22 protein-coding genes are annotated in these 23,541 nt (G+C 73.3%); 12 read left to right on the forward strand and 10 right to left on the reverse strand.

The window, feature by feature from the left end; translation table 11 throughout:
- Positions 1-3 precede the first annotated feature (3 nt).
- Positions 4-570 carry a recombination regulator RecX gene (recX, locus tag JAO84_RS27380; protein ID WP_370415204.1) on the forward strand — a complete coding sequence of 189 codons (567 nt, stop codon included), beginning with the start codon at positions 4-6 and terminating at the stop codon, positions 568-570.
- 97 nt (positions 571-667) lie between these two features.
- Here recX and JAO84_RS27385 read toward each other — a convergent pair whose 3' ends face one another.
- The 6 genes from JAO84_RS27385 to JAO84_RS27410 form a co-directional block, all read right to left on the reverse strand.
- Entirely contained in the window at positions 668-1,999 is a 1,332-nt protein-coding gene (locus JAO84_RS27385; RefSeq protein WP_370415205.1) for a hypothetical protein, read from the reverse strand.
- An 86-nt stretch (positions 2,000-2,085) separates the two neighbouring features.
- Positions 2,086-3,762, reverse strand: coding sequence for an FAD-dependent monooxygenase (locus JAO84_RS27390; RefSeq protein ID WP_370415206.1), 1,677 nt, complete (start codon positions 3,760-3,762; stop codon positions 2,086-2,088).
- Between the two features lie 170 nt (positions 3,763-3,932).
- On the reverse strand, positions 3,933-4,886 hold the full coding sequence (locus JAO84_RS27395) for an amino acid ABC transporter permease (protein WP_370415207.1): 954 nt from the start codon (positions 4,884-4,886) through the stop codon (positions 3,933-3,935).
- Positions 4,883-5,530: an amino acid ABC transporter permease gene (locus tag JAO84_RS27400; protein WP_265864854.1), complete on the reverse strand. Its 648-nt coding sequence runs from the start codon at positions 5,528-5,530 to the stop codon at positions 4,883-4,885. The genes JAO84_RS27395 and JAO84_RS27400 overlap by 4 nt, the downstream gene beginning before the upstream one ends.
- A 151-nt stretch (positions 5,531-5,681) precedes the next feature.
- Positions 5,682-6,599 (reverse strand): glutamate ABC transporter substrate-binding protein, encoded by a 918-nt coding sequence (locus JAO84_RS27405; protein WP_370415208.1) that lies wholly within the window; start codon positions 6,597-6,599, stop codon positions 5,682-5,684.
- A 142-nt stretch (positions 6,600-6,741) separates the two neighbouring features.
- Positions 6,742-7,539 (reverse strand): amino acid ABC transporter ATP-binding protein, encoded by a 798-nt coding sequence (locus JAO84_RS27410; RefSeq protein ID WP_370415209.1) that lies wholly within the window; start codon positions 7,537-7,539, stop codon positions 6,742-6,744.
- Positions 7,540-7,756: 217 nt separating this feature from the next.
- Here JAO84_RS27410 and JAO84_RS27415 point away from each other — a divergent pair, with 217 nt between their 5' ends.
- Positions 7,757-8,461 (forward strand): response regulator transcription factor, encoded by a 705-nt coding sequence (locus JAO84_RS27415; protein ID WP_370415210.1) that lies wholly within the window; start codon positions 7,757-7,759, stop codon positions 8,459-8,461.
- Between the two features lie 18 nt (positions 8,462-8,479).
- The gene (locus tag JAO84_RS27420; protein WP_370415211.1) at positions 8,480-9,916 is read left to right on the forward strand and encodes an ATP-binding protein; all 1,437 of its coding nucleotides are present in this window, start codon (positions 8,480-8,482) and stop codon (positions 9,914-9,916) included.
- Between the two features lie 14 nt (positions 9,917-9,930).
- Here the strand turns inward: JAO84_RS27420 and JAO84_RS27425 are convergent, their stop codons facing one another.
- Both JAO84_RS27425 and JAO84_RS27430 read right to left on the reverse strand, forming a co-directional pair.
- On the reverse strand, positions 9,931-10,929 hold the full coding sequence (locus tag JAO84_RS27425; RefSeq protein ID WP_370415212.1) for a TAXI family TRAP transporter solute-binding subunit: 999 nt from the start codon (positions 10,927-10,929) through the stop codon (positions 9,931-9,933).
- A 306-nt stretch (positions 10,930-11,235) separates the two neighbouring features.
- Positions 11,236-12,138, reverse strand: a complete 903-nt coding sequence (locus JAO84_RS27430) for a LysR substrate-binding domain-containing protein (protein WP_370415213.1) — start codon at positions 12,136-12,138, stop codon at positions 11,236-11,238.
- Positions 12,139-12,398: 260 nt separating this feature from the next.
- Here JAO84_RS27430 and JAO84_RS27435 point away from each other — a divergent pair, with 260 nt between their 5' ends.
- The 5 genes from JAO84_RS27435 (at position 12,399) to JAO84_RS27455 (ending at position 17,751) form a co-directional block, all read left to right on the forward strand.
- Positions 12,399-13,601 (forward strand): four-carbon acid sugar kinase family protein, encoded by a 1,203-nt coding sequence (locus tag JAO84_RS27435; protein ID WP_370415214.1) that lies wholly within the window; start codon positions 12,399-12,401, stop codon positions 13,599-13,601.
- The gene (pdxA, locus tag JAO84_RS27440; RefSeq protein WP_370415215.1) at positions 13,598-14,608 is read left to right on the forward strand and encodes a 4-hydroxythreonine-4-phosphate dehydrogenase PdxA; all 1,011 of its coding nucleotides are present in this window, start codon (positions 13,598-13,600) and stop codon (positions 14,606-14,608) included. The genes JAO84_RS27435 and pdxA overlap by 4 nt, the downstream gene beginning before the upstream one ends.
- Before the next feature lie 11 nt (positions 14,609-14,619).
- Positions 14,620-15,366: a HisA/HisF-related TIM barrel protein gene (locus JAO84_RS27445; RefSeq protein ID WP_370415216.1), complete on the forward strand. Its 747-nt coding sequence runs from the start codon at positions 14,620-14,622 to the stop codon at positions 15,364-15,366.
- Positions 15,363-16,895: a tRNA (N6-isopentenyl adenosine(37)-C2)-methylthiotransferase MiaB gene (gene miaB / locus JAO84_RS27450; RefSeq protein ID WP_370415217.1), complete on the forward strand. Its 1,533-nt coding sequence runs from the start codon at positions 15,363-15,365 to the stop codon at positions 16,893-16,895. The genes JAO84_RS27445 and miaB overlap by 4 nt, the downstream gene beginning before the upstream one ends.
- Positions 16,896-17,043: 148 nt before the next feature.
- Positions 17,044-17,751 (forward strand): class III extradiol dioxygenase subunit B-like domain-containing protein, encoded by a 708-nt coding sequence (locus JAO84_RS27455; protein ID WP_370415218.1) that lies wholly within the window; start codon positions 17,044-17,046, stop codon positions 17,749-17,751.
- A gap of 85 nt (positions 17,752-17,836) precedes the next feature.
- Here the strand turns inward: JAO84_RS27455 and JAO84_RS27460 are convergent, their stop codons facing one another.
- Together JAO84_RS27460 and JAO84_RS27465 are read right to left on the reverse strand one after the other, a co-directional pair.
- Entirely contained in the window at positions 17,837-18,097 is a 261-nt protein-coding gene (locus tag JAO84_RS27460; protein ID WP_370415219.1) for an antitoxin, read from the reverse strand.
- A 53-nt stretch (positions 18,098-18,150) separates the two neighbouring features.
- On the reverse strand, positions 18,151-18,372 hold the full coding sequence (locus JAO84_RS27465; RefSeq protein ID WP_370415220.1) for a gliding motility protein: 222 nt from the start codon (positions 18,370-18,372) through the stop codon (positions 18,151-18,153).
- Positions 18,373-18,542: 170 nt separating this feature from the next.
- On the opposite strand from JAO84_RS27465, the gene miaA reads away from it, so the two are divergent.
- The 4 genes from miaA to JAO84_RS27485 all read left to right on the forward strand — a co-directional run bounded on the left by miaA (position 18,543) and on the right by JAO84_RS27485 (position 23,501).
- Positions 18,543-19,481 carry a tRNA (adenosine(37)-N6)-dimethylallyltransferase MiaA gene (gene miaA, locus JAO84_RS27470; protein WP_370415221.1) on the forward strand — a complete coding sequence of 313 codons (939 nt, stop codon included), beginning with the start codon at positions 18,543-18,545 and terminating at the stop codon, positions 19,479-19,481.
- Positions 19,482-19,589: 108 nt separating this feature from the next.
- On the forward strand, positions 19,590-20,054 hold the full coding sequence (locus tag JAO84_RS27475; protein ID WP_370416883.1) for a hypothetical protein: 465 nt from the start codon (positions 19,590-19,592) through the stop codon (positions 20,052-20,054).
- A gap of 189 nt (positions 20,055-20,243) precedes the next feature.
- The gene (dapF, locus tag JAO84_RS27480) at positions 20,244-21,119 is read left to right on the forward strand and encodes a diaminopimelate epimerase (RefSeq protein WP_370415222.1); all 876 of its coding nucleotides are present in this window, start codon (positions 20,244-20,246) and stop codon (positions 21,117-21,119) included.
- A gap of 228 nt (positions 21,120-21,347) precedes the next feature.
- Positions 21,348-23,501: a bifunctional (p)ppGpp synthetase/guanosine-3',5'-bis(diphosphate) 3'-pyrophosphohydrolase gene (locus JAO84_RS27485; RefSeq protein WP_370415223.1), complete on the forward strand. Its 2,154-nt coding sequence runs from the start codon at positions 21,348-21,350 to the stop codon at positions 23,499-23,501.
- Positions 23,502-23,541 lie beyond the last annotated feature (40 nt).

Here is a 23,541-nt window from a genome sequence, read left to right on the forward strand (position 1 = left end):
CCGGTGACCGGCCGCACCGAATGGCCGGACGACAGCCCCGACTCGTCGAGGGCCGAGAAGGAGCTGTCGTCCCAGGATCCGGCTGAGCGGGCGCGGGCGATCTGCCTGCGCCTGCTCACCGGAACCCCCCGCACGCGCAAGCAGCTGGCCGACGCCCTGCGCAAGCGGGAGATCCCCGACGAGATCGCCGACGAGGTGCTCTCCCGCTTCGAGGACGTCGGACTCATCGACGACGCCGCCTTCGCCGGGGCCTGGGTCGAGTCCCGGCACCACGGCCGGGGCCTCGCCCGCCGCGCGCTCGCCCGGGAGCTGCGCACCAAGGGCGTCGACCCCACCCTGATCCAGGAGGCGGTCGAGCAGCTCGACTCAGACCAGGAGGAGACCCGCGCCCGTGAGCTGGTCGACCGCAAGCTCCGGGCCACCCGAGGCCTGGAGCGCGACCGCCGCCTCCGCCGCCTCGCCGGCATGCTCGCCCGCAAGGGCTATCCGGAGGGCATGGCCCTACGGGTGGTCCGCCAGGCTCTGGAGGCGGAGGGCGAGGACACGGACGGGCTGGACGAGCCCTTCTAGCTCAGCGGCCATGTGCGGTGGCCGCTGAGCCGGCTGCTCATCCGTCACCGGCTCATCCGTCACCGGCTCATCCGTCACCGGCTCATCCGTTACTGGCTCAGCCGGTGACGGAGAAGACCACCCTGACGCCGGTGGTGCTGTTGATGCGTTCGTTGAGGCCCCAGATTCGCTTGGAGACCGGGGCGTAGCCGAGGTTCTGGGTGTAGATCGGGGACGTGGTGTAGACGTGCGGGGCGTCGTTGGGCAGGGCCCGGTGGATGCACGAGTAGTCGGCGTTCGGGTCGCCCGAGCCGCCGCCCACGCCCGACGGGCAGGTGCCGCTCATGTACCAGTAGGTGCCGTTGGTGGTGGCGCCCCCCATGTCCCACACGGGTGAGACGAAGCCGCGCGTGGCGTGGCTGACGCCGTGGCCGGACGGGTCGCTGGTGGTGGGAAGGGCGGTGAGGTAGTTGAGCGGCCAGCGGATGACGCGCCCACCGGACCCGCCCTTGACGTACTCGGAGGAGACCAGGCCGTCCTGGCCCGTGCGGTCGAGGCTGAGGGAGTTCAGACAGGGCGTCGTCCCACTGGTGACGACACAGGCCTGGTTGTCGGCGCCGGTGGTCCGGTACTTGCCGATCATGGGCAGGGCGTAGCTGCTCCAGCGTGCCGAGGACACGCCTCCGGTGATGCCGACGGCCTCCTGGCTCGAGTTGACCTTCCAGATGTGCTGGAGGTCGTAGACCTGGAGCCAGCGCCCGTTGGCCACGAACACCTTGTTGCCGTACCAGACGACACCGTCGGCATGCGTTCCCTGGACCGCCTTGAAGTTGCCGTCTCCGCCCGCGACGGATCCGGTCGGCTCGACCAGCAGCAGATGGTTGTAGCTGATCTTCCCGTTGTCGGCGTTGACCAGACTCACCCGGGCGAACTCGTTCGGGACGGCCTCGGCGGTGCCCATCTTCCGGCTGAAGTGCCAGGAGGCGAGGAAGGCGGTGTGTCCGTCCACCAGCCCGTCGGGCTGCGCGTCGTACGAGCCGGTGAGGCCCTGCGGGGTCCAGCCGCCCGCCTCGGTGTACGAGTTGGACGTGTCGTCACCCTTGTCCCAGCAGAAACCGCTGGGGGAAAGGCTCGACGACAGGCCCGTGCCGTGGCACAGGCCGGAAGTGCCGGTCCGGCCACCGGAGGTGAGCACCGCGGTCGAGTTCAGCCGGGTGATCGCGCCACCCGCCTCCACGGCGTTGATCGCCTCGCCGTAGACATCGAAGGAGTTCTTCGACTGCCCGTCGAAGGATGACACCGGGTCAAGGGTGAACTGCCCGACCGTCGCCGGATCCAACTCCGAGAACGCCATCGCGGCGTGCGCGGGTCCGGCCGCCACCGTGGATCCCGCGGTGATGGCGAGGCCCGCCACGAGCGTGGTGACGATATGCTTCCATGATCGTTTCATGCGGCGAACCCTAACAACGGGTCCGCGCGGCTCCGACCGGTGGACGAAGGCCCTTTGTCGGGCTGTCGGGCTGTGGGGCTGTGGGATCAGGCGGGACGGCCGGCCTCCATGGCGGGGTCGCCCAGGACCGGCTCCTCCTCGGAGGGCGCGCTGCCGCCCCGTACCGCGTCGGCCGCCGCGTGCAGCTCCTCCGGGCGCACCCCGGCGAAAGCGGCGGCCAGGTGGCCGTCCGGGCGGACCAGGAGGACCGCGTGGGCGGGGGCGCCGGGGTAGGACTCGGTGACCAGGAGCTCGGCCGGGGCCGGGAGGGTGTCCACGGCCTCGGCGAGCCGGGGCATCACGCCCGCGCTCACCCAGTGCCGCCGGTCCCACACCCCGGTGCCCGGGGCGACCAGGAGCACCAGGAGCCGGCCCTGCCCGAGGCGGTCGCGGAGCCGTACCGTCGTGCCGTCGGGCGCGGTCACCCGGACGTCCTCGACCGGACCGCCGTCCGGGGTGCCCACCGGGATCCGGCCCTCGGCCGGTTCGGGCGCAAGCGGCGAGTGCGGATAGGCGGGCAGCGCGCCCAGCGGGCCGCGGCCCAGATGCCCGTCGGTGAGCAGGACGTCGTGGCTCCGGCCGCCGCCGGGCAGGATCGTGCGCAGCCCCCCGCCGCCGCGCAGCACCGGAAGGGCCTGGTCGGCCGCGCGCAGCAGCCCGGCGACGGCGGCCCGGCGCTCGCTCTGGTAGCTGTCGAGCAGCACCGGCGAGACGTCCCGGTGGTGCCAGCTGTACGCGAGCTTCCAGGCCAGGTTGTCGACGTCCCGCAGCCCCTCGTCGAGGCCCTGGGTGCCGACCGCACCGAGCAGGTGCGCCGCGTCGCCGGCGAGCAGCACCCGGTCCACCCGCCAGCGCCGGGCGAGCCGGTGGTGCACGGTGTAGACGCCGGTGTCGATCAGGTCGTACGGCGGGGTGACGCCCTCGCACCAGCCGGCCAGGGTGTCCCGGATGCGGGTGACGAGCGCGTCGGGGGTGACCAGTTCGCCGCGCGGCGGCAGCAGCCAGTCGATCCGCCACAGCCCGTCGGGCAGCGGCCGGGCGCTGATCTCGTCGCCGGCGCCCCGCCACGGCGGCTGACGGTGCAGCAGGGCCTCGCCGGCCCAGGGGAGTTCGGTGCGCAGCGCGGCGACCGCGTGCCGTTCGACGGCGGTCCGTCCGGGAAAGCGGATGCCGAGCAGCTTGCGCACGGTGGAACGGGCGCCGTCGCAGCCGACCAGATGGCTGCCGCGCCACCAGGTGCCGTCCGGGCCGCGGGTGTGGGCGCTGACGCCGTGCGCGTCCTGCTCGATCGTGTCGACCCGGGACTCGGCGACCAGGGTGATCAGGTCCTGGCGGGCGATGGCGTCGCGCAGCCCGCGGGCCAGGGCGTGCTGGGTGACGTGCAGCGGGGCGGCGGGTCCCGCGGGCTCCCCGGCCAGGTCCTCCGTATCGCCGTCGCCGGCGCCCGCGCCCAGGCCCAGGTCGAGCCGGACGTGCCGGGTCTGCTGACGGCGGCGCATCGAGCGCCAGCCGACCCAGCGCACCCCTTCGTCACGCAGGGTGGCGCAGCCGAGGCGTTCGAGGAGGGCGGCCATGTCGGCGCGGAGCACCACGGTGCGGGCGGGCCGCGGCTCCTCCTTGCCGGCGCTCTCGTCGAGGACGACGCTGGGCACGTCCTGGGCGGCCAGGGCGAGGGAGAGCGCGAGGCCGACGGGCCCCGCGCCCACGATGATCACCGGGTCCACGGCGCGGCTCCTGAAGGCTTGCGAGGCCGTACGGTCATGCGGGTTGCACAGCAGAGTGTGGCGCTGGCCCGGAGCTTGATCACAGAACGTATGCAACCCACTGGGGGTGCCCGCGTCAAGTGAGCGGGGGCAGCGGCGTCGCCACTGCCCCCGGATGATGTCACACGCCGTCAGTTCTTCGTGACGCCAGGGCCGTCGGCGGGTCCCGCGGCCGGTCCCGTGCCCGGACCGGCCGCCGCCGCGTCGGCGGCGTCCACGGCCTCCGCGGAGGCCTGCGCGGGCAGGACGGCGGTCACGACCGGGTCGGCGACCTTGATGCCGGTCTTCGCCCGGCGGCCGCGCCGCTCGATCCAGGTGGCGAGCGCGGAGAGGGCCAGGCACAGCGCGATGTAGATGGCGCCGAAGACCACGATCACGGACACGTACGGGTACTGGCCGTTGACCAGCGTGTTGGAGGCGATCAGCCGGGCCGAGTAGAGCAGCTCGGGGTAGAGGATCACGAAGCCGAGCGAGGTGTCCTTGAGGGTCACCACCAGCTGGCTGATGATCGTCGGCAGCATCGACCGGACCGCCTGCGGCAGCAGGACGCTGGTCATCACCTGGGTCTTGGTCATGCCGAGCGCGTAGGCCGCCTCGCGCTGGCCGCGCGGCACCGCGTTGACGCCGGCGCGCAGCACCTCGGCCTGCACACAGCCGTTGTAGACCGACAGGCCGAGGGCGAGCGCCCACATCGAGTAGTCGGTGAGGAAGGCGACCCAGACCGCGAAGATCGTGATGAGCAGCGGGATGGAGCGGAAGACCTCGATGAAGGTGGTGGCCGCCCAGCGGACCGGGTTGTGGTCGGAGAGCCGGGCGACGGCGAGCAGCACGCCGAGGACGAGGGAGCCGACGGCCGCCAGGCCGAAGGCCTTGAGGGTGGAGAGCAGGGCGTCGGCGATGTTCTGCCGGATGCCCGCGTAGTTGAAGATGTCCCACATCTCGGGGGCGAGATGCCCCTTGTCGCTCAGCCGCATCACACTGACGGCGAGCAGGGCGAGGATCGCGAGGCTGCCGACGACCGCGTAGATCCGGTTGCGGACCTTGGCCTTGGGGCCGGGCGCGTCGAAGAGAACGCTGGCGCTCATCGGGCGACCTCCATGTTGCGCTCGAAGAGTCGGAAGAGGCCGCTGATGGCGAAGGTGATGACGAGGTAGGCGGCGGCCACCCAGAGGAAGATCGGGATGATCGCGTAGCCCTGCTCGCTCATCAGCGTCTGCCAGCCGAAGAGTTCGGTGACGCTGAAGGCGCCGGCGATGGCCGAGTTCTTGGTCAGCGCGATGAAGATCGAGCTCAGCGGCGGCAGCACGGTGCGGGTGGCCTGCGGCAGCACGATCATGCGCAGCGTCTGCGAGAAGGTCAGACCGAGCGAGCGGGCGGCCTCGGCCTGGCCCAGCGGCACGGTGCTGATGCCGGAGCGGACGGCCTCGCACACGAAGGAGGAGGTGTAGAAGCCCAGCGCAAGCGAGGCGAGCACGAAGGGGCTCATGCCCGGGAAGAGGATCTCCGGGACGACGAAGAAGAAGACCAGGAAGAGCAGCGTCAGCGGGGTGTTGCGCAGCAGCGTCACCCACGCGGTGCCGAAGGCGCGCAGCGGGGGGACGGGGGAGACCCGGAAGCCGGCCACGACGATGCCGAGGACCAGCGCGATCACCGAGCTGACGGCGGTGATCTCCACGGTTCCTATGAATCCGTTGCGGAACTCCGCGAAATGGTCGAGCAGTACGTTCATGAGGACTCCGCGTCGGCAGTCGGCGGCGGGCTTGCGTGCGGCAGGTGTACGGCAAGGCGTACGTCAGGGCACAGGCGTACGGGCAGGGGGAGGCGGGGCGCCCCGCAGCCCCGAGGGGAGGGGGACGGGACTACGGGGCGCTCACGCCGGATCAGTAGCGGACGAGCGCCGGCGGCTCGGTGTAGGCCGAGCCGGAGAGGCCGAGGGTGGCCTCGTAGATCTTCTTGTAGGTGCCGTCCTTCTCGTGCGTCTCCAGGATGTCGCTCACCTTGTCGCGCAGGACCTTGTCGTCCTTGTTCATGCCGATGCCGTACGGCTCCTTGGTGAACGGCTTGCCGACGACCTTGAGCTTGCCGGCGTTGGCGGCCGCGTAACCCTTGAGGATCGAGTCGTCGGTGGTGACCGCGTCGACCTGCTTGGTGAGCAGCTGCTGCACGCAGTCGGAGTACTTGCCGAGCTCGACGGTCTCCGCGCCGTACTGCGGCTTCTTGATCTCCTGGAGCGGGGTCGAGCCGGTGATCGAGCAGACCTTCTTGCCCTTCAGGCTCTCCGGGCCGGTGATCGCGGTCTCGTCCTTGCGGACCAGGAGGTCGGCGCCGGCCTGGTAGTACGGACCCGCGAAGCCGACCTGCGCCTTGCGCTTGTCGTTGATCGTGTAGGTGCCGACGTAGTAGTCGACCTGGCCGGTGGAGATGGCGGTCTCGCGGAGCTTGGAGTCGACCGTCTTCCACTCGATCTGGTCCTCGGAGAAGCCCAGGTCGGCGGCGATCATCTTGGCGATCTCGATGTCGAAGCCGGAGCGCTTCTTCGTCGCCTGGTCCTCGAAGCCGAGGTACGGCTGGTCGGCCTTGGAGCCGATGATCAGCTTGCCGCGCTCCTTGGCCTTCTTGAAGGTCGCCGAGTCCAGGGTCACGCCGCTCGCCACGGTGTACGTGGGGAGCTTGGGGGCGCTGACGTCGCCGGGCTTGGTGGCGGGCTTGTCGCCGGCCGAGCCCTCCTTGCCGCCACAGGCGGTCGCGGTCAGGGCGAGCACGGCGACGGCCACGGCCGCGGTCTTGCGGAGCTTCATCGTGAACATCCCTCAGGTCGTGGTTGGTTGATCGTCAGTGTGCAGCAAGTCGCTCGCTGTCACTCAGGAGTTCCGGCGTCGAGGAGGCCCGGGCGTCGCGCCTCGGTGGTCCTCAGAGGTCCTCGGTGGCCCTCGGCGGTCCTCAGTGGTGCAGGATCTTCGAGAGGAAGTCCTTGGCGCGGTCGCTGCGCGGGTTGCTGAAGAACTCGTCGGGGGCGGCCTGTTCCACGATGCGGCCGTCGGCCATGAAGACGACTCGGTTGGCGGCGGAGCGGGCGAAGCCCATCTCGTGGGTGACGACCACCATCGTCATGCCCTCCTGGGCCAGCTGCTGCATGACCTCCAGGACCTCGTTGATCATCTCCGGGTCGAGCGCCGAGGTCGGCTCGTCGAACAGGATGACCTTGGGGTCCATGGCGAGCGCGCGGGCGATCGCGACGCGCTGCTGCTGGCCGCCGGAGAGCTGCGCCGGGTACTTGTCGGCCTGGGTGCCGACACCGACCCGGTCGAGCAGCGCGCGGGCCTTGGCCTCCGCCGCCTTCTTCTCCGTCCGGCGGACCTTGACCTGCCCCAGCATCACGTTCTCGAGCACCGTCTTGTGCGCGAAGAGGTTGAAGGACTGGAAGACCATGCCGACGTCGGACCGCAGCCGCGCCAGCTCCCTGCCCTCCTGGGGCAGCGGCCGGCCGTCGATGGTGATGCTGCCGGAGTCGATCGTCTCCAGCCGGTTGATCGTGCGGCACAGCGTGGACTTGCCGGACCCGGACGGCCCGATCACCACGACGACCTCGCCCCGGTGGATCGTCAGGTCGATGTCCTGCAGCACGTGCAGCGCGCCGAAGTGCTTGTTCACGTCGGACAGCACGACCAGCTCGTCCGTGGCCGGTACGGCGCCCTCGGGACCCGAACCCGAACCCTTGGTCACTGACACTCCGCTCATCGGCTTCTCGCTCCGTCCTGCTCGGTTGGAGAGGACACTAGAGACCGGGCGTACGGAGCGTCACCACATCTGAGCGAAGTTTGAGCATAACGATACGGTCGCATCCGGACACTCTGCGTGAACGGGATGGCCCTGCTGTTCACGCCCTGGTACACAGATAGTCATCACCCGCCGCACCCACCCCACGAGCCCGCGCGCGATCACGAAGGAGGGCCCCATGAGACTGCTGCTCGTCGAGGACGACGACCACGTCGCCGCCGCGCTCTCCGCGATCCTCGCCCGCCACGGCTTCACCGTCACCCACGCCCGCAACGGCGAGGAGGCACTGCAGGCCGTGCTGCCCGCCGCGCACGGCGAGCGCCCCTCGTACGGGGTGATCCTGCTCGACCTCGGCCTGCCCGACCAGGACGGCTACCAGGTCTGCGGGCGCATCCGGAAGCTCACCAGCACCCCGGTGATCATGGTCACCGCCCGGGCCGACGTGCGCTCCCGGATCCACGGGCTCAACCTCGGCGCCGACGACTACGTGGTCAAGCCCTACGACACCGGCGAACTCCTGGCCCGGATCCACGCCGTCAGCCGGCGCAGCTCCGGCGGCGACGAGGGCGGCGGCACCGGCGAGGACAGCACCCTGCGGCTCGGCACCGTCACCATCGAGCTCCCCACCCGCCGGGTCAGCGTCGACGACGAGGTCGTCCCGCTCACCCGCAAGGAGTTCGACCTGCTCGCCCTCCTCGCCCAGCGGCCCGGTGTGGTCTTCCGACGCGAGCAGATCATCAGCGAGGTCTGGCAGACCAACTGGGAGGGCACCGGCCGGACCCTGGAGGTCCATGTCGCCTCCCTGCGCTCGAAGTTGCGCATGCCCGCCCTGATCGAGACCGTGCGGGGCGTCGGCTACCGCCTCGTCACACCCGCCGCTTGAGCCCCGGCCGTCCCACCCGTGCGCACCCGACTCCTCCCGCTCCTCATCGTGCTGATGGCCGGCGTCCTGCTGGCCCTCGGCTTCCCGCTGGCCGCCAGCACCGCCGCCTCCGAGCAGCAGCGGGTGGTCGTCGACCGGCTCGACGACGAGGCCCGGTTCGCCGCGCTCGCCCAGTTCGTCGACAACGAGAGCCGCTTCGCGCCCGACGAGCGGCGCGCCATGCTGAGCGGCGAACTCGCCAGCTACCACGAGGTGTACGACATCCGGGCCGGCATCTTCTACCGCGACAACCGGTCGATGGCCGTCGCGCCCGAGGACTGGGTCGTGCCGTACGACGGCGAGGCCAGGCGCGCCTTCAACGAGGCGCTGCTCGGCCGCCGCAGCCACGACCCCTCCCAGGTCTGGCCCTGGCAGGGCGACGCACGCCTGATCGTCGCCTCCCCGGTCGTCCGGGACGGGGACGTCGTCGCCGTGGTCGTCACCGACTCGCCCACAGGGGACCTGCGGTCCCGGATCCTGCACGGCTGGCTGCTGATCTTCGCCGGCGAGGCCGCCGCCATGCTGCTCGCCGTCGGCGCCGCCTTCCGGCTCACCGGCTGGGTGCTCCGGCCGGTCCGGGTCCTCGACGCCGTCACCCACGACATCGCCACCGGCCGGATGAACTCCCGGGTCGCCGCCACCGGCGGACCGCCCGAACTGCGCCGCCTGGCCCACTCGTTCAACGAGATGGCCGACCACGTCGAGGACGTCCTCGACCAGCAGCGGGCCTTCGTCGCCGACGCCTCCCACCAGCTGCGCAACCCGCTCGCCGCGCTGCTCCTGCGGATCGAGCTGCTCGCCCTGGAGCTGCCCGAGGGCAACGAGGAGATCGCCTCCGTGCGCACCGAGGGCAAGCGGCTCGCCCAGGTCCTCGACGACCTGCTCGACCTCGCGCTCGCCGAGCACACCGCCGCCGATCTGCGGCTCACCGACATCGGCGCGCTGACCGACGTGCGGATCGCGTCCTGGCGGCCGGTCGCCGACGAGAAGGGCGTCACGCTGAGCGCCGAGACCTGTGCCGTCACCGCCTGGGCCGACCCGGTGGCGCTGTCCAGCGCGCTCGACGCGGTGATCGACAACGCCCTGAAGTTCACCCCGGCCGGCGAGGACGTCACGATCGCGGTCCGGCTCGCCCCGGAGCGCGCCGCCGTCGAGATCGAGGTCGCCGACCGCGGCCCCGGACTCACCGACGAGGAGCTGGAGCGCGTCGGCGACCGCTTCTGGCGCTCCGGCCGGCACCAGAACGTCAAGGGCTCGGGCCTCGGCCTGTCCATCTCGCGCGTGCTGCTCGCGGCGGGCGGCGGCACGATCGCGTACGCCCGGAACACGCCGCACGGACTGCGGGTCACGGTGGGCGTGCCGCGCGAGGACCCGAGGACGGGCCAGGACCCGAGGACGGGCCAGGACACCCGCTAGCGGTTCCGGAGGGGCTACGGCTTCACGGAGCGGTAGTAGCGGCGGGCGCCCTCGTGCAGCGGCAGCGGCTCCGTGTAGATCGCCGTCCGCAGGTCCACCAGCTGCGCCGGGTGCACCTGGTTGCCGATGCCGTCGCGGCTGGCGATCACCGTACGGGTGAAGCCCTCGACCAGGTCGGGGTCGGCGTCCTCGGTGGTGACCAGGATGTTCGCCACCGCCACCGTGTCCACCGGGTTGCCGCTCTGGGCCAGGCTGTAGGCGTCGCCCGGGATGGTCGCCGAGCGGTAGAAACGGGTGGAGCCGCCCACGTCGTGCAGGCTGTCCACCAGGGCGGCGTCCAGCGGCACCAGGCGGACCGGGAGCCGCTCGGACAGCGCCTGGACGCCTGCGGTGGGCAGTCCGCCGGACCAGAAGAAGGCGTCCAGCTTCCGCTCCTCCATCAGCTTGGGCATGGTGTCGATGCCGGCCGAGACCGGGACGACGTCGACGTCCGGGGTCACCCCGGCCGCCGCGAGCACCCGGTCGGCGATCAGCCGCACGCCCGAGCCCGGCTGCCCGACGCCGACCCGGAGGCCGCGCAGATCGGACACGGTCTCCACCGGCGAGCCCTTGGGGACGATCACCTGGACGTAGTCGTCGTAGAGCCGGGCGCAGCCGCGCAGCTTCTCGAAGCCGGGCTTGCGGTCCCGCAGGTACTGGCCCACGGCGTCCGCCGTCGCCACCGTGAAATCGGCGTCGCCGGAGGCGAGCCGGGCGAGGTTCTGCTGGGAGCCCTCGCTGTCCTTCAGCGTTATCGAGACATCCGGCAGATCGCGGCCGAGGGCCTGCCGCAGCAGCTCCCCGTAGCGCTGGTACACGCCCGTGGGCACCCCGGTGCTGAAGGTCACATGCCCGCTCGGCGTCTTCGCGCCGAACGGAACCAGCCACCAGACGAGCAGCCCGGCGAGGACCAGCAACGCCGCCGAGACCTGGAGCAGGCGACGGCGGGCGGTACGGGACGGTGCGGCGGGCATGCCGCGATCCTGCCAGCTCGCTCCCCGTCCTGGCCAGGACGGACGTCACGTTCCCGGCCGGGAAGGGGATGCCGGGGGGTGCCGGGAGTGCCCGCGGGCAGGGCTACTCCCTAGTAGGCGAAGCCGGACCTTGCTCCAGCGCACGGGGCCGATGGCGGAGGCGGAGAAGCAGCGGTGCGCCGCCGAGCGGCCCATGACCACCACCCCGGTCGGCGCCGCCTCCGCCGCCCACTCCTCCGACAAGGGCCTGCTGAAGACCGCCCCCGCCTGCCGCCGATTCGGTACGGGCGCTCCGCACCGCCCCGCTCAACTGGCCGACCCGGCGGGCGGGTTCAGGTCCGCCGCCTGCTCGCGCAGCCAGCCGAGCAGCGCGGCGAGCCGGGGATCGCGCTCCGGCGGGCGCGGGGTGAGCAGCCCGTAGCCCGTCCCGTCCGCGACGAACCCGTACGGGGCCGCCAACTGGCCCCGTACGAGGTCGTCGCGGACGAGTGCGTACGGGCCGACGGCGACGCCGACGCCCGCCACGGCGGCCTGGAGCGCGAGGTAGAAGTGCTCGAAGGTCTGCTCGCCGTGGACTGCGGGTGTCTCGCCGGTCAGGCGGTGCCAGTCGGCCCAGGCGGCCGGCCGGGTGCCGGTGTGCAGCAGGGTGACGGGCTCGCCCGCCCGGAGCCGTTCCACCAGGTCCGGGCGGCACACCGGGCCGATCCACTCCTCGAACAGCGGCACCCTGCTCACCCCCTCCGGGACCGGGAAGTCGTCTCGGCGCACGGCCGCGTCGACCGGCTCCCGGGCGAAGTCCACCGGCCCGCCGCCCGCCGACAGATGGACGGTCAGACCGGGATGGCGCGCCGTGAGGTCCGGCAGGCGCGGGATGAGCCAGCGCATGAGCAGGGTCGGTTCGCAGGACAGGGCGAGCGGCCCGCCGCCGCGCTCCCGGCCGCCCGAGATCTCCCGGGCGGCCTCCTCCACCAGATCGAGCGCGTCCCGTACGGCCGCGGCGAGCCGGCGGGCCTGCGGGGTGGGCCGCAGTGCGCGCGGGCCGCGCTCGAACAGCTCGGTCCCGAGCGCCCGCTCCAGGTTCCGCACCTGCCGGCTGACCGCGCCGTGCGTGACATGGAGCTCCCGCGCGGCCCGGGTCATGCTCGCGTGGCGGACGGTGGCCTCGAAGGGCAGCAGGGTGGTCAGCGGGGGCAGATCCGGCCGGGTCATGCGTGAAATCTAGTCACAGGGTGTGTGAGAAGGAATCGCTTGTCCTGCGACCTCGTGCGGCGTGATGGTTGATCCCGTCACAGTCGCCGTCCTACGGCGGGTGTCGGCGGTGGGCGCCCGCTGCCTGCAACCTGCCCGTCTGCCGCCTGCCGACTGCAATCCGCCCGCCTGCCCGCCTGCCCTGCCGCCTGCCGCCTGTCGTCGTACGGCGCTGCTGACCGCCGTCCGCTCCCGCACCCACCCGAGGGGCCCACCCAGCGATGCCGCCTTCCACCGTCGTCGTCCTCGCCGACGACCTCACCAGCGCCGCCGACGGCGCCGCCCCCTTCCGCCGGGCCGGCCACCGCGCCCTGGTCCTCTTCCAACCGCCCGCCCGCCTCGGAGACGGCGTCACGGCCGTCGACCTCGGCACCCGGCTCGCCGCCCGCCCCGACGAGGCCGCGGCCCGGATGCGGCGCGCGGCCGGGGCGTACGCCGGCGCGGACCTGCTGATCAAGACGGTCGACTCGACCCTGCGCGGCCACGTCGCCGCCGAACTGCGCGGCGCGCTCGCCGGTTCGGGCCGCCGCGCCGCGATCCTCGCCCCCGCCTTCCCCACCGAGGGGCGCACGACGGTGGCGGGCGTGCAGTACGTGGACGGCGTACGGGTCGACGAGAGCGCCTTCGCCCGCGACCCCGCGCACCCGGTCCGCACGGCCGACCTCGCCCGGCTCCTCCCGGAGGCCGTACTCCTCGAACCCGGCGCGCTCGCCGAACTGCCCCGACTGGTCGCGAAGGGCGGCGTGTTCGTCTGCTCGGCTCGCACCGACGCCGACCTCGACGCGGTCGTGGCCGCCGTGCCGCGCCCCGAGGAGGTGCTGTGGGTCGGCTCCCCGGGCCTCGCCGACGCCCTGGCCCGCCACCACCCCCGTACCCCCGCCGCACCCCGCCCCGAACTCCCGCCCGTCCACCGCCCCCTGGCCGTCGTCGGCAGCGCCAACCCCGCCAGCCGCCGCCAACTCGCCGCCCTGCGCGCCGTGGCCGGCGCCGCCGTCCACACCCCCGAGGAACGCGGCCCCGAGCCGGGTGTACTGCTGCACGCGCTCGTCGAGGAGGCGCGGCGCACGGTCGCCGAGGCCCGGGCCGACGGCCTCGTCCTCACCGGCGGCGAGACCGCCGCGGCCGTCCTCGGCGCGCTCGGCGCCACCGGCATCGAGCTGTACGACGAACCGGAACCGGGCATCGCCCGCGGCACGCTGTACGGCGTGCGGCCGCCGGGGGGTGCGGACGGCTGGGTGGACTGGGCGGACCCGGGAGAACGTCGAGCCGGCGGCTGGTCGGCGGGTGAGCCGGACGGTGGGGCCCCTGGACCTTCCCCACACCCCGGCCCCTCCGGCCTCCCCGTCCTCGTCAAGGCCGGCGGCTTCGGCGACGACGGCACCCTGGTGCGCCTCACCGCGCTCCTCGCGGGAGGGACCCGATGACCGGACCCGGCACCGGCACCCGCCCCATCGCCGTCACCATGGGCGACCCGCACGGCATCGGCCCCGAGATCACCGTGAGGGCCTGCGCCGACCCCCGGCTGCCCGCCCCCGTCCTGGTCATCGGCGACCCCGGCGTCCTCACGCGCGCGTGCCGCGTCACCGGGGTGGACCTCCGGGTCCGTCCCGTACGGGACGCGGCCGGGGCCGGGGCCGGCCGTACGCCCGGCGTCCTGGACGTGCTGCCCACCGGGCCGGAGCTGCCCGAGGAGCTCGCGCTCGGGACGGTCGCGGCGACCGCGGGCGCGGCCTCCTACGCGTACGTACAGAAGGGCATCGCCCTCGCTCTCGACGGCCAGGTGCGTGCCCTGACCACCGCGCCGATCAACAAGGAGGCCCTGCGCCTCGCGGGCATCCCGCACCCGGGTCACACCGAGATCCTGGCCGAGCTCACCGGCACCCGGCGCTACGCGATGATGATGGCCAACGACGAGCTGCGGGTCGTCCTGGTCACCGTCCACCAGGCCCTGCGTGAGGCGATCGACGCGCTCACCGTCGAGCGGGAGCTGGACATCATCCGGCTCGCCCATCAGGCACTCGCCCACCGGATCCCCGGCGGCCGGCCCCGGATCGCCGTCGCCGGACTCAACCCGCACGCGGGCGAGAACGGTCTCTTCGGCCGCGAGGACCTCGACGTCATCGCCCCGGCCGTGCGCGCCGCCCGTGCGGAGGGCATCGACGCGAGCGGTCCGTGGCCCGCCGACACCGTCTTCCTGCGCGCCCGGAAGGGGGAGTTCGACGCGGTCGTCGCCCAGTACCACGACCAGGGGCTGATCCCGGTGAAGTACCTGGGCTTGGAGCACGGCGTCAACATCACCCTCGGCCTGCCGTTCGTGCGCACCAGCGTCGACCACGGCACCGCCTTCGACCTCGCGGGCACCGGCACCGCCGACCACACCAGCCTGCTCACCGCCCTGCGCCACGCCGCCGGACTCACTCCCGAGAAATAGGCCCCCTGCCCATGGACTTCGTCTTCATGCTCACCCGGGACGACCGGACCGTCACCGACTGCCTGCACGTCCTCGACTCCGTCCGTGACCTCGGCGTCACCCACATCGGCTTCAAGGACGTCGGCGTGGACCCCGCGACCCTGCACCGCCTCCACGAGCAGATCCGGGAGCTCGGCGCCGCCAGCTATCTGGAGGTCGTGTCGACCACCCGCGAGCAGGCCCTCGACTCGGTCCGGGCCGCCGTCGACCTCGGCGTGGACTGGCTGATGGGCGGCACCTGGGTCGAGGAGACCCTCGACCTGCTCGCCGGCACCCCGGTCCGTTACCTCCCGTTCGTCGGCGAACCGATCGGCCACCCCACCCGCCTGGCCGGCGATCCGGCCCGGATCGCCGCCGACTGCCGCCGCGCCGAGGCGGCGGGCTGCGCGGGCGTCGACCTGCTCGCCCACCGCGCCACCGAGGCCGACCCGCTCGACCTGGTACGGGCCGCCCGCGCGGCGACCACCGGCCGGCTCGTCGTCGCGGGCTCGGTGACCACCGACGCGCAGATCCACGCCCTCGCCGAGGCCGGCGCCGACGCCTTCACGGTCGGTTCGGCGGCCTTCGCGGGCACCGTCCGGCCCGCCGCCGGCGGCCTCGCCGCGCAGCTCACGGCGGTGCTCGCGGCCGCGGGCCGGCCGGGCCGGCACGGGGCCCGCCCGGGGCCGTGGGGCGAGCGGGCGGGGCAGCTCCGCGCCCCCCTTACCCTTGAGGGATGACCAGCAGCAGCGACCGGACCGGAGCAGTGGACGAAGTGGGCGTTTCGCGAACCTACGAAGTGCGCACCTACGGGTGCCAGATGAACGTCCACGACTCCGAGCGGCTCTCCGGCCTCCTTGAGGACGCTGGTTACGTCCGCGCCCCCGAGGGCTCCAACGGCGACGCCGACGTCGTGGTCTTCAACACCTGCGCGGTCCGCGAGAACGCCGACAACAAGCTGTACGGCAACCTCGGCCACCTCGCGCCGATGAAGGCCGCCCGGCCCGGCATGCAGATCGCCGTCGGCGGCTGTCTGGCGCAGAAGGACCGCGACACCATCGTCAAGCGGGCCCCCTGGGTCGACGTGGTCTTCGGCACCCACAACATCGGCAAGCTGCCGGTGCTCCTGGAGCGCGCCCGGATCCAGGAGGAGGCGCAGGTCGAGATCGCGGAGTCCCTGGAGGCCTTCCCGTCGACGCTGCCGACCCGCCGCGAGTCCGCGTACGCCGCCTGGGTCTCGATCTCCGTCGGCTGCAACAACACCTGCACCTTCTGCATCGTCCCGGCGCTGCGCGGCAAGGAGGAGGACCGCCGGCCCGGCGACATCCTCGCCGAGATCGAGGCGCTGGTCGGCGAGGGCGTCTCCGAGATCACCCTGCTCGGCCAGAACGTCAACGCGTACGGCTCCGACCTCGGCGACCGCGAGGCCTTCAGCAAGCTGCTGCGGGCCTGCGGCGAGATCGAGGGCCTGGAGCGGGTCCGCTTCACCTCCCCGCACCCGCGCGACTTCACGGACGACGTGATCGCGGCGATGGCCGAGACCCCGAACGTGATGCCGCAGCTGCACATGCCGCTGCAGTCCGGCTCGGACACGGTCCTGAAGGCGATGCGCCGCTCGTACCGGCAGGAGCGCTTCCTCGGGATCATCGAGAAGGTGCGCGCCGCCATTCCGCACGCCGCCATCTCCACCGACATCATCGTGGGCTTCCCCGGCGAGACCGAGGAGGACTTCGAGCAGACCATGCACGTGGTCCGCGAGGCCCGCTTCGCGAACGCCTTCACCTTCCAGTACTCCAAGCGCCCCGGCACCCCGGCGGCCACCATGGAGGGCCAGATCCCCAAGGAGGTCGTGCAGGCGCGCTACGAGCGTCTCGTCGCCCTCCAGGAGGAGATCTCCTGGGAGGAGAACAAGAAGCAGGTCGGCCGCACCCTGGACGTCATGGTCGCCGAGGGCGAGGGCCGCAAGGACGGCGAGACCCACCGCCTCTCCGGCCGGGCCCCCGACAACCGGCTCGTCCACTTCACCAAGCCCGACGAGGACGTGCGCCCCGGCGACGTGGTGACCGTCGAGATCACCTACGCCGCCCCCCACCACCTCCTCGCCGAGGGCCCGACCACCGCCGTCCGCCGCACCCGCGCGGGCGACGCCTGGGAGAAGCGCACGGCCGCCGAGGCGGCGAAGCCGGCGGGCGTCCTGCTCGGCCTCCCGACGATCGGAGCCCCGGCGCCCCTGCCGCCGGCGACGAACGGCTGCTCGGTCGCGCACTGACGGCCCAGCCGGTCGAAGCCGCCCCGCCGGGCGGCTTGCACGTCGGGCCAGGCCCTCCGGCCCGGCCCGCCGGAGGTGGCCGCCACCCGGGCCGCCCGCCAAGTCGCCGGCCCGCGCCGCACGCGCCCCGCGCAGTAGGCTGCGGATCATGCTTGTCGCCGCCGCCGTGTGTCCCTGTCCACCGCTCCTCGTGCCCGCCGTCGCGGCGGGGGCCGCGTCCGAGCTCGATGAGGCTCGTACGGCCTGTTCCGACGCGCTCGGGGTGCTCGCCGCGTCCCGGCCCGACCGGCTTGTGGTGATCGGGCCCGCGGACGAGGGGGCGCGGGGGGCGTTCCCGGCCGGGTCGGCGGGCTCGTTCGCGGGGTTCGGCGTCGACGTGACCGTACGGCTCGGGGCGGGGCCCGGTGGGGATCGGGCGTTGCCGGTGTCCCTGGCGGTGGCCGGGTGGCTCCTGGAGCGCACCGACTGGGCGGACGCGCCCATCGAAGGCCTGGGCGTCGGTGAGCCGCTGGAGGCGGCGCGCTGCGCCGCGACCGGGCGGGAGATCGCCGCGTCGGCGGAGCGGGTCGCGCTGCTCGTCATGGGCGACGGCAGCGCCTGCCGCACCCTGAAGGCCCCCGGCTATCTCGACGAGCGTGCCGAGCCCTTCGACGCGGCCGTCGGCCGGGCGCTGGGCGCGGCGGACCCTGCGGCGCTGCTCGCGCTCGACGCGGAGCTCGCGTACGAGCTGAAGGCGGCCGGCCGGGCGCCCTGGCAGGTGCTGGCGGGCGCCGCGCAGGGCGCGGGACTCGCGGGCCGGCTGCTCTACGAGGACGCCCCCTACGGGGTCGGCTACTTCGTCGCCGCCTGGAGCTAGGCCCGGCGCACACACAACGGCGGACGGCCGCGGAGCGATGCGCTCCGCGGCCGTCCGCCGTGGGGGAGGAACGGGGCGACCGAGGTCAGGCGGCGGGAGGCGGAGGCGGGCCCGACGGGCCCACGTCCTTGTGGGCGAGGCGGTCGATGGCGTGCTTGGCCTTGCCGGTGCCGGACTCGATCTTGTCGCTGTACTTGCCCTTGGTCTTCTCGTCGACCTTCCTGGCGGCCTTCTCCAGGCCGTGCTCCACCTTGCCCCCGTGCTTCTCGGCGAGGCCGGAGACCTGGTCCGAGACCTTGTCCTTGGCAGGGGCTAGCTTTGCCTTCAGTGAATCCAGGAAACCCATGGGGTCACCGTCCCTACGTTCCTCGTGCCCTCTTTCAGGGCCTGCTCCAGGGCCTACTTGCGGGCGCCTTCGCCGGTTGCCCCGCTGTCCGCGGCCTCCTCCGCCGACTGCTGCTTCGGGATCTCCACGGTCCCGTCCTTCACCACCGGGCCGGAGTCGTCCCCGCCCTCGGCGGAAGCCTCGGCAGCGGCTTCGGCGGCGGGCTCCGGCGTTCCGGTCCCGGCCTCGGCCGTCTCCTCGGCCGCTTCGGTCTCCTCCGTGACGGACTCCGTCACGGCCGCAGTCTCCACGGCGTCCTTGCTCTTACGTCGAAACAGTGCGAAAACGCCCATATCTGCTCCCTAGCGTACTCAGGGTCGTCATTCCGGAACAGGCAACGAAGCCGGACGGAGGCCGTCACGTCGCTCATTCGGGGACATCGCCCGAGGTTTGCGAGACTGGGGCGGTGAGAAGTGCAGCTCCCGCCTCGCGGGTCATCGCCGTCGTCGGCCCCACCGCGGCCGGAAAGTCCGATCTGGGCGTCTTCCTCGCCCAGGAGCTGGGCGGCGAGGTCGTCAACGCCGATTCCATGCAGCTCTACCGGGGGATGGACATCGGCACCGCCAAACTGACGGTGGAGGAGCGCGGCGGCGTCCCGCACCACCTCCTCGACATCTGGGACGTGACCGAGGCCGCCAGCGTCGCCGAGTACCAGCGGCTGGCCCGCGCCGAGATCGACCGGCTGCTCGCCGAGGGCAAGGTGCCGGTCCTGGTCGGCGGCTCCGGCCTGTACGTGCGCGGGGCCCTCGACGTGATGGAGTTCCCCGGCACCGACCCCGAGCTCCGGGCCCGCCTGGAGGCCGAGCTGGAGGAGCGCGGCTCCGGCGTGCTGCACGCGCGCCTGGCCGCCGCCGACCCCGAGGCCGCCCGCGCGATCCTGCCCAGCAACGGGCGGCGCATCGTGCGCGCCCTGGAGGTCATCGAGATCACCGGCAAGCCCTTCACGGCCAACCTGCCGGGCCACGACTCCGTCTACGACACCGTGCAGATCGGCGTCGACGTCGCCCGCCCCGAGCTCGACGAGCGGATCGCCACCCGGGTGGACCGCATGTGGGAGGCCGGGCTCGTCGACGAGGTGCGCGCCCTGGAGGCGCGCGGTCTGCGCGAGGGGCGCACCGCGGCCCGCGCGCTCGGCTACCAGCAGGTGCTCGCGGCGCTCGCGGGGGAGTGCACCGAGGACGAGGCCCGGGCCGAGACCGTGCGCGCCACCAAGCGCTTCGCGCGCCGCCAGGACTCCTGGTTCCGGCGCGATCCCCGGGTGCACTGGCTCAGCGGGGCCGCCGAGGACCGCGGGGAACTCCCGCGACGGGCCCTGACGTTGGTCGAACGAGCGGTTACAGCCTGATCACGTGATGGCATCGGGACGTCATGCCCGTCATTCCGGGGGTGCGGAGCGTGCCATCATCGAGCATCGATCGACCAAGTGGAGTCCGAGTGGGGAGGGCGCGTGGCGATGGAGGCCGGCCCTCGCGACACCGAACAGCAGTCCGCCGTCCGGGGCGAAGTCCCCGGTGAGGCGCGAGGTCTGACACCGGACGGTCCGGACGAGGCCGAGGGCAGCGCCGTCGAGGTCGACGCCGCCGAGGTCGAGGTGGAACTGCGCCCGCAGCGCCGCCTGAGGATCTGGCAGCTCGCCCCGATCGTCGGGCTCGCCGCCGTCGGCTCGCTGATGTTCGCCTTCCCGCTCGCCTTCGGCTCGGGCGACGGCGGCGCCGTCGTCGCCATGCTCGGTCTGCTGATCAGTTCCTGCGCGGCGGGCTGGGGCATGATGGCCGCCCGCCGGGTCGGCCACACCTGGCCGGGCCTTCCGGTACGGGGCTCGGGCGAGCGCCCGAACTGGCGCGCCCTCGCCCTGTACGTGGTCCTCAGCGCCGTCCTGGTGGCCCTGGCCGTCTGGCGCGTCGCCCGGCTCCGCTGAGCCCCGGGGCACGGCCCCGGGGGCCCCAGGCCCGACGCCCGATCCCCGGGCCCGGCCCCTGGGCCCCTGGCCCGCCCCATGGGTGCCAGGCCCCGACCCCTGAGCCAAGGCTCGGCCCATGGCCCCCAGCCCGGCCCCCTGTGCCCCGGGCCCCGCCCGTCCCCGTACCCGCCCCGTACAGTTGATCTCATGACCAGCGCGCAGACCTCGCCGCTCGCCTTCCTCAAGGGCCACGGCACCGAGAACGACTTCGTGATCGTCCCCGACGCGGACAACGCCGTCGACCTGCCCCCCGCCGCCGTCGTCCGGCTGTGCGACCGGCGGGCCGGGATCGGCGGGGACGGGGTGCTGCACGTCGTGCGCAGCGCCGCGCACCCCGAGGCGCGGGAGATGGCCGGCGAGGCCGAGTGGTTCATGGACTACCGCAACGCGGACGGCTCGGTCGCCGAGATGTGCGGCAACGGGGTCCGGGTCTTCGCCCGCTACCTCCAGCACGCCGGGCACGTCACCGCCGGCGAGGTCGCCGTCGCCACCCGCGGTGGGATCAAGCGGGTGCACCTCGACAAGGACGGCTCCGTGACCGTCCGCATGGGCAAGGCCCTGCTGCCCGCGGACGGCGTCACCGTGACCGTGGACGGGCGCAGCTGGCCCGCCCGCAACGTCAACATGGGCAACCCGCACGCGGTCGCCTTCGTCGACTCCCTCGACCACGCGGGCACCCTCTACGACGAGCCGCCGTACGAGCCGGCCGCCGTCTACCCGGACGGCGTCAACATCGAGTTCGTCGCCGACCGCGGCCCCCGGCACGTCGCCATGCGCGTCCACGAGCGCGGCGCCGCCGAGACCCGCTCCTGCGGCACCGGCGCCTGCGCCGTGGCCGTCGCCACCGCCCGCCGGGACGGCGTCGACCCGGCCGAGACCGGCACCCCCGTCACGTACACCGTGGACGTCCTCGGCGGCACCCTGGTGATCACCGAGCACCCCGACGGGGAGATCGAGATGACCGGCCCCGCGGTGATCGTCGCCGAGGGCGCCGTCGAGCCGGAGTGGCTGGCCGGCTCCTGAGGCCGAGGCTGCTCCTGAGGCCGAGGCGGCTCCTGAGGGTGATCCTTTCCTTCTGAGACGGCTGGAATCGAAACCGTCAACGACTGATTCGTCCCTCGAATGGGTGATCCCGTTCACGCTCGGCGAGAGCGGGACTGCGCCACGTGGTGGGGTCGGTAGCATCAAGCACCGGCCCGCCGGGCACGCCTTGCCCGGCCCTCCGCCGGTCGACGCCGCCGGAGGTGCCCCATGAGCGCAGAGGCCGCCAACCCCGTGAGCGACGCCGAGGCCGCCGGCCCGGACGCTCCCGGGCGCAGACGAGCCCGCCCCAGGATCGATCTGCGCCGCCTCGGCCGCGCCGCGCTGCTCGGCGCGACCGCCGGACCGGCCGCCCGCGACCGGCTGCCCGACGCCATCGGGCACGTCGCCGAGGCCCACCGCGCCCACCACCCGGACGCCGGCCTGGCCGTGCTGCGCCGCGCCTATGTGCTCGCCGAGTCCTCGCACCGGGGCCAGTTCCGCAAGAGCGGCGAGCCGTACATCACCCATCCGCTCGCGGTCACCCTGATCCTCGCCGAACTCGGCGCCGAGACCACCACGTTGACCGCGGCCCTGCTCCACGACACCGTCGAGGACACCGAGGTGACGCTCGACCAGGTGCGGCGCGAGTTCGGCGACGAGGTCGCCTATCTCGTCGACGGCGTCACCAAACTGGAGAAGGTCGACTACGGCGCCGCCGCCGAGCCCGAGACCTTCCGCAAGATGCTCGTCGCCACCGGCAACGACGTCCGCGTGATGTCGATCAAACTCGCCGACCGGCTGCACAACATGCGCACCCTCGGCGTGATGCGCCCCGAGAAACAGGCCCGCATCGCCAGGGTCACCCGCGACGTCCTCATCCCGCTCGCCGAACGCCTCGGCGTCCAGGCCCTCAAGACCGAGCTGGAGGACCTGGTCTTCGCCATCCTCCACCCCGAGGAGTACGAGACCACCCGCGCCCTCATCGCCGGCACCCCCGGCGCCGCCGACGCCCTCGCCGGCGTCGCCGAACAGGTCTCCGGCGTGCTGCGCGAGGCCGGCATCGGCGCCGAAGTCCTCGTCCGGCCACGGCACTTCGTCTCCGTCCACCGGGTCCGCCTCAAGCGCGGCGAGCTCCGCGGCAGCGACTTCGGCCGGCTCCTCGTCCTGGTCGCCGAGGACGCCGACTGCTATGCCGTCCTCGGCGAGCTGCACACCTGCTTCACCCCGGTGGTCTCCGAGTTCAAGGACTTCATCGCCGCCCCCAAGTTCAACCTCTACCAGTCGCTGCACACCGCCGTCGCCGCGCCCGACGGCGCCGTCGCCGAAGTCCTCATCCGCACCCACCAGATGCACAAGGTCGCCGAGGCCGGCGTGGTCGCCCTCGGCAACCCGTACATCGGCCCGGAGACCGGCGAGCCCGTCGAGGACGGCGAGCGCGTCGACCCCACCCGCCCCGGCTGGCTCTCCCGGCTCCTCGACTGGCAGCAGTCCGCCCCCGACCCCGACACCTTCTGGACCTCGCTGCGCGCCGACCTCGCCCAGGACCACGAGATCACCGTCTTCCACACGGACGGCAGCGCCCGCGGCATGATCAGCCTGCCCGCGGGCGCCACCTGCGTCGACGCCGCCTACGCCGAGCACGGCGAGGCCGCCCACAGCTGTCTGGGCGCCCGGGTCAACGGCCGGCTCGCCCCGCTGAGCACCGTCCTCCACGACGGCGACACCGTGCAGCTGCTGCTCGCCCAGGACTCCGCCTCCGGGCCCTCCCCGCAGTGGCTCGACCACGCCCGCACCCCCGCCGCCCGGATCGCCATCACCGGCTGGCTCCGGGCCCATCCCGAGGCCGCCAAGGTGCCCGCCGCGGCGCCCCGTGCGCCCGTCAGCGTCACCGCAGACCGGCGCACCGGCAGCCGGCTGCGCGCCGAACTGCCCGGCGGACCGGACGGCGCCGCGCCCCCCGCCGTACGCCCCGCCGGCTGCTGCACCCCCGTACCCCCCGACGAGATCACCGGCTTCGTGGTCCGCGGCGGCGCCGTCACCGTGCACCGCACCGGCTGCGCCTCCGCCGACTCGATGAAGCGGCTCGGCCGGGACCCCGTCACCGTGCACTGGGGCGACACCGCCGAATGCCGGGTCACCCTGGTCGCGGAGTCCTTCGGCCGCCCCCGGCTGCTCGCCGACCTCACCGAGGCCATCGCGGCCGAGGGTGTCGCCGTCGTCTCCGCCACCGTCGAACCGCCCACCGAGCAGCGGGTCCGCCACACCTACACCCTCCAGCTCCCCGACGCCGCCGGGCTGCCCGCCCTCATGCGGGCCATGCGCGACGTGCCCGGCGTCTACGACGTGAGCCGCGCCCGGCACCCCGCCACGCCCCAGATCTAGGGGGGCGGCCCGCCGGGCGTGACACCTTCGGGTGGCGCCC

Origin of the sequence: Streptomyces fradiae, assembly GCF_041270065.1 — a bacterium.
Classification (GTDB): domain Bacteria; phylum Actinomycetota; class Actinomycetes; order Streptomycetales; family Streptomycetaceae; genus Streptomyces.

Bases quoted from the DNA above. Each gene is read 5' to 3' on its own strand.
- JAO84_RS27385 (WP_370415205.1), bottom strand. From the start codon at position 1,999: ATGAAACGATCATGGAAGCATATCGTCACCACGCTCGTGGCGGGCCTC.
- JAO84_RS27395 (WP_370415207.1), bottom strand. From the start codon at position 4,886: ATGAGCGCCAGCGTTCTCTTCGACGCGCCCGGCCCCAAGGCCAAGGTC.
- JAO84_RS27400 (WP_265864854.1), bottom strand. From the start codon at position 5,530: ATGAACGTACTGCTCGACCATTTCGCGGAGTTCCGCAACGGATTCATA.
- JAO84_RS27405 (WP_370415208.1), bottom strand. From the start codon at position 6,599: ATGAAGCTCCGCAAGACCGCGGCCGTGGCCGTCGCCGTGCTCGCCCTG.
- JAO84_RS27410 (WP_370415209.1), bottom strand. From the start codon at position 7,539: ATGAGCGGAGTGTCAGTGACCAAGGGTTCGGGTTCGGGTCCCGAGGGC.
- JAO84_RS27415 (WP_370415210.1), top strand. From the start codon at position 7,757: ATGAGACTGCTGCTCGTCGAGGACGACGACCACGTCGCCGCCGCGCTC.
- JAO84_RS27425 (WP_370415212.1), bottom strand. From the start codon at position 10,929: ATGCCCGCCGCACCGTCCCGTACCGCCCGCCGTCGCCTGCTCCAGGTC.
- JAO84_RS27430 (WP_370415213.1), bottom strand. From the start codon at position 12,138: ATGACCCGGCCGGATCTGCCCCCGCTGACCACCCTGCTGCCCTTCGAG.
- JAO84_RS27435 (WP_370415214.1), top strand. From the start codon at position 12,399: ATGCCGCCTTCCACCGTCGTCGTCCTCGCCGACGACCTCACCAGCGCC.
- pdxA (WP_370415215.1), top strand. From the start codon at position 13,598: ATGACCGGACCCGGCACCGGCACCCGCCCCATCGCCGTCACCATGGGC.
- JAO84_RS27445 (WP_370415216.1), top strand. From the start codon at position 14,620: ATGGACTTCGTCTTCATGCTCACCCGGGACGACCGGACCGTCACCGAC.
- miaB (WP_370415217.1), top strand. From the start codon at position 15,363: ATGACCAGCAGCAGCGACCGGACCGGAGCAGTGGACGAAGTGGGCGTT.
- JAO84_RS27455 (WP_370415218.1), top strand. From the start codon at position 17,044: ATGCTTGTCGCCGCCGCCGTGTGTCCCTGTCCACCGCTCCTCGTGCCC.
- JAO84_RS27460 (WP_370415219.1), bottom strand. From the start codon at position 18,097: ATGGGTTTCCTGGATTCACTGAAGGCAAAGCTAGCCCCTGCCAAGGAC.
- JAO84_RS27475 (WP_370416883.1), top strand. From the start codon at position 19,590: ATGGAGGCCGGCCCTCGCGACACCGAACAGCAGTCCGCCGTCCGGGGC.
- dapF (WP_370415222.1), top strand. From the start codon at position 20,244: ATGACCAGCGCGCAGACCTCGCCGCTCGCCTTCCTCAAGGGCCACGGC.
- JAO84_RS27485 (WP_370415223.1), top strand. From the start codon at position 21,348: ATGAGCGCAGAGGCCGCCAACCCCGTGAGCGACGCCGAGGCCGCCGGC.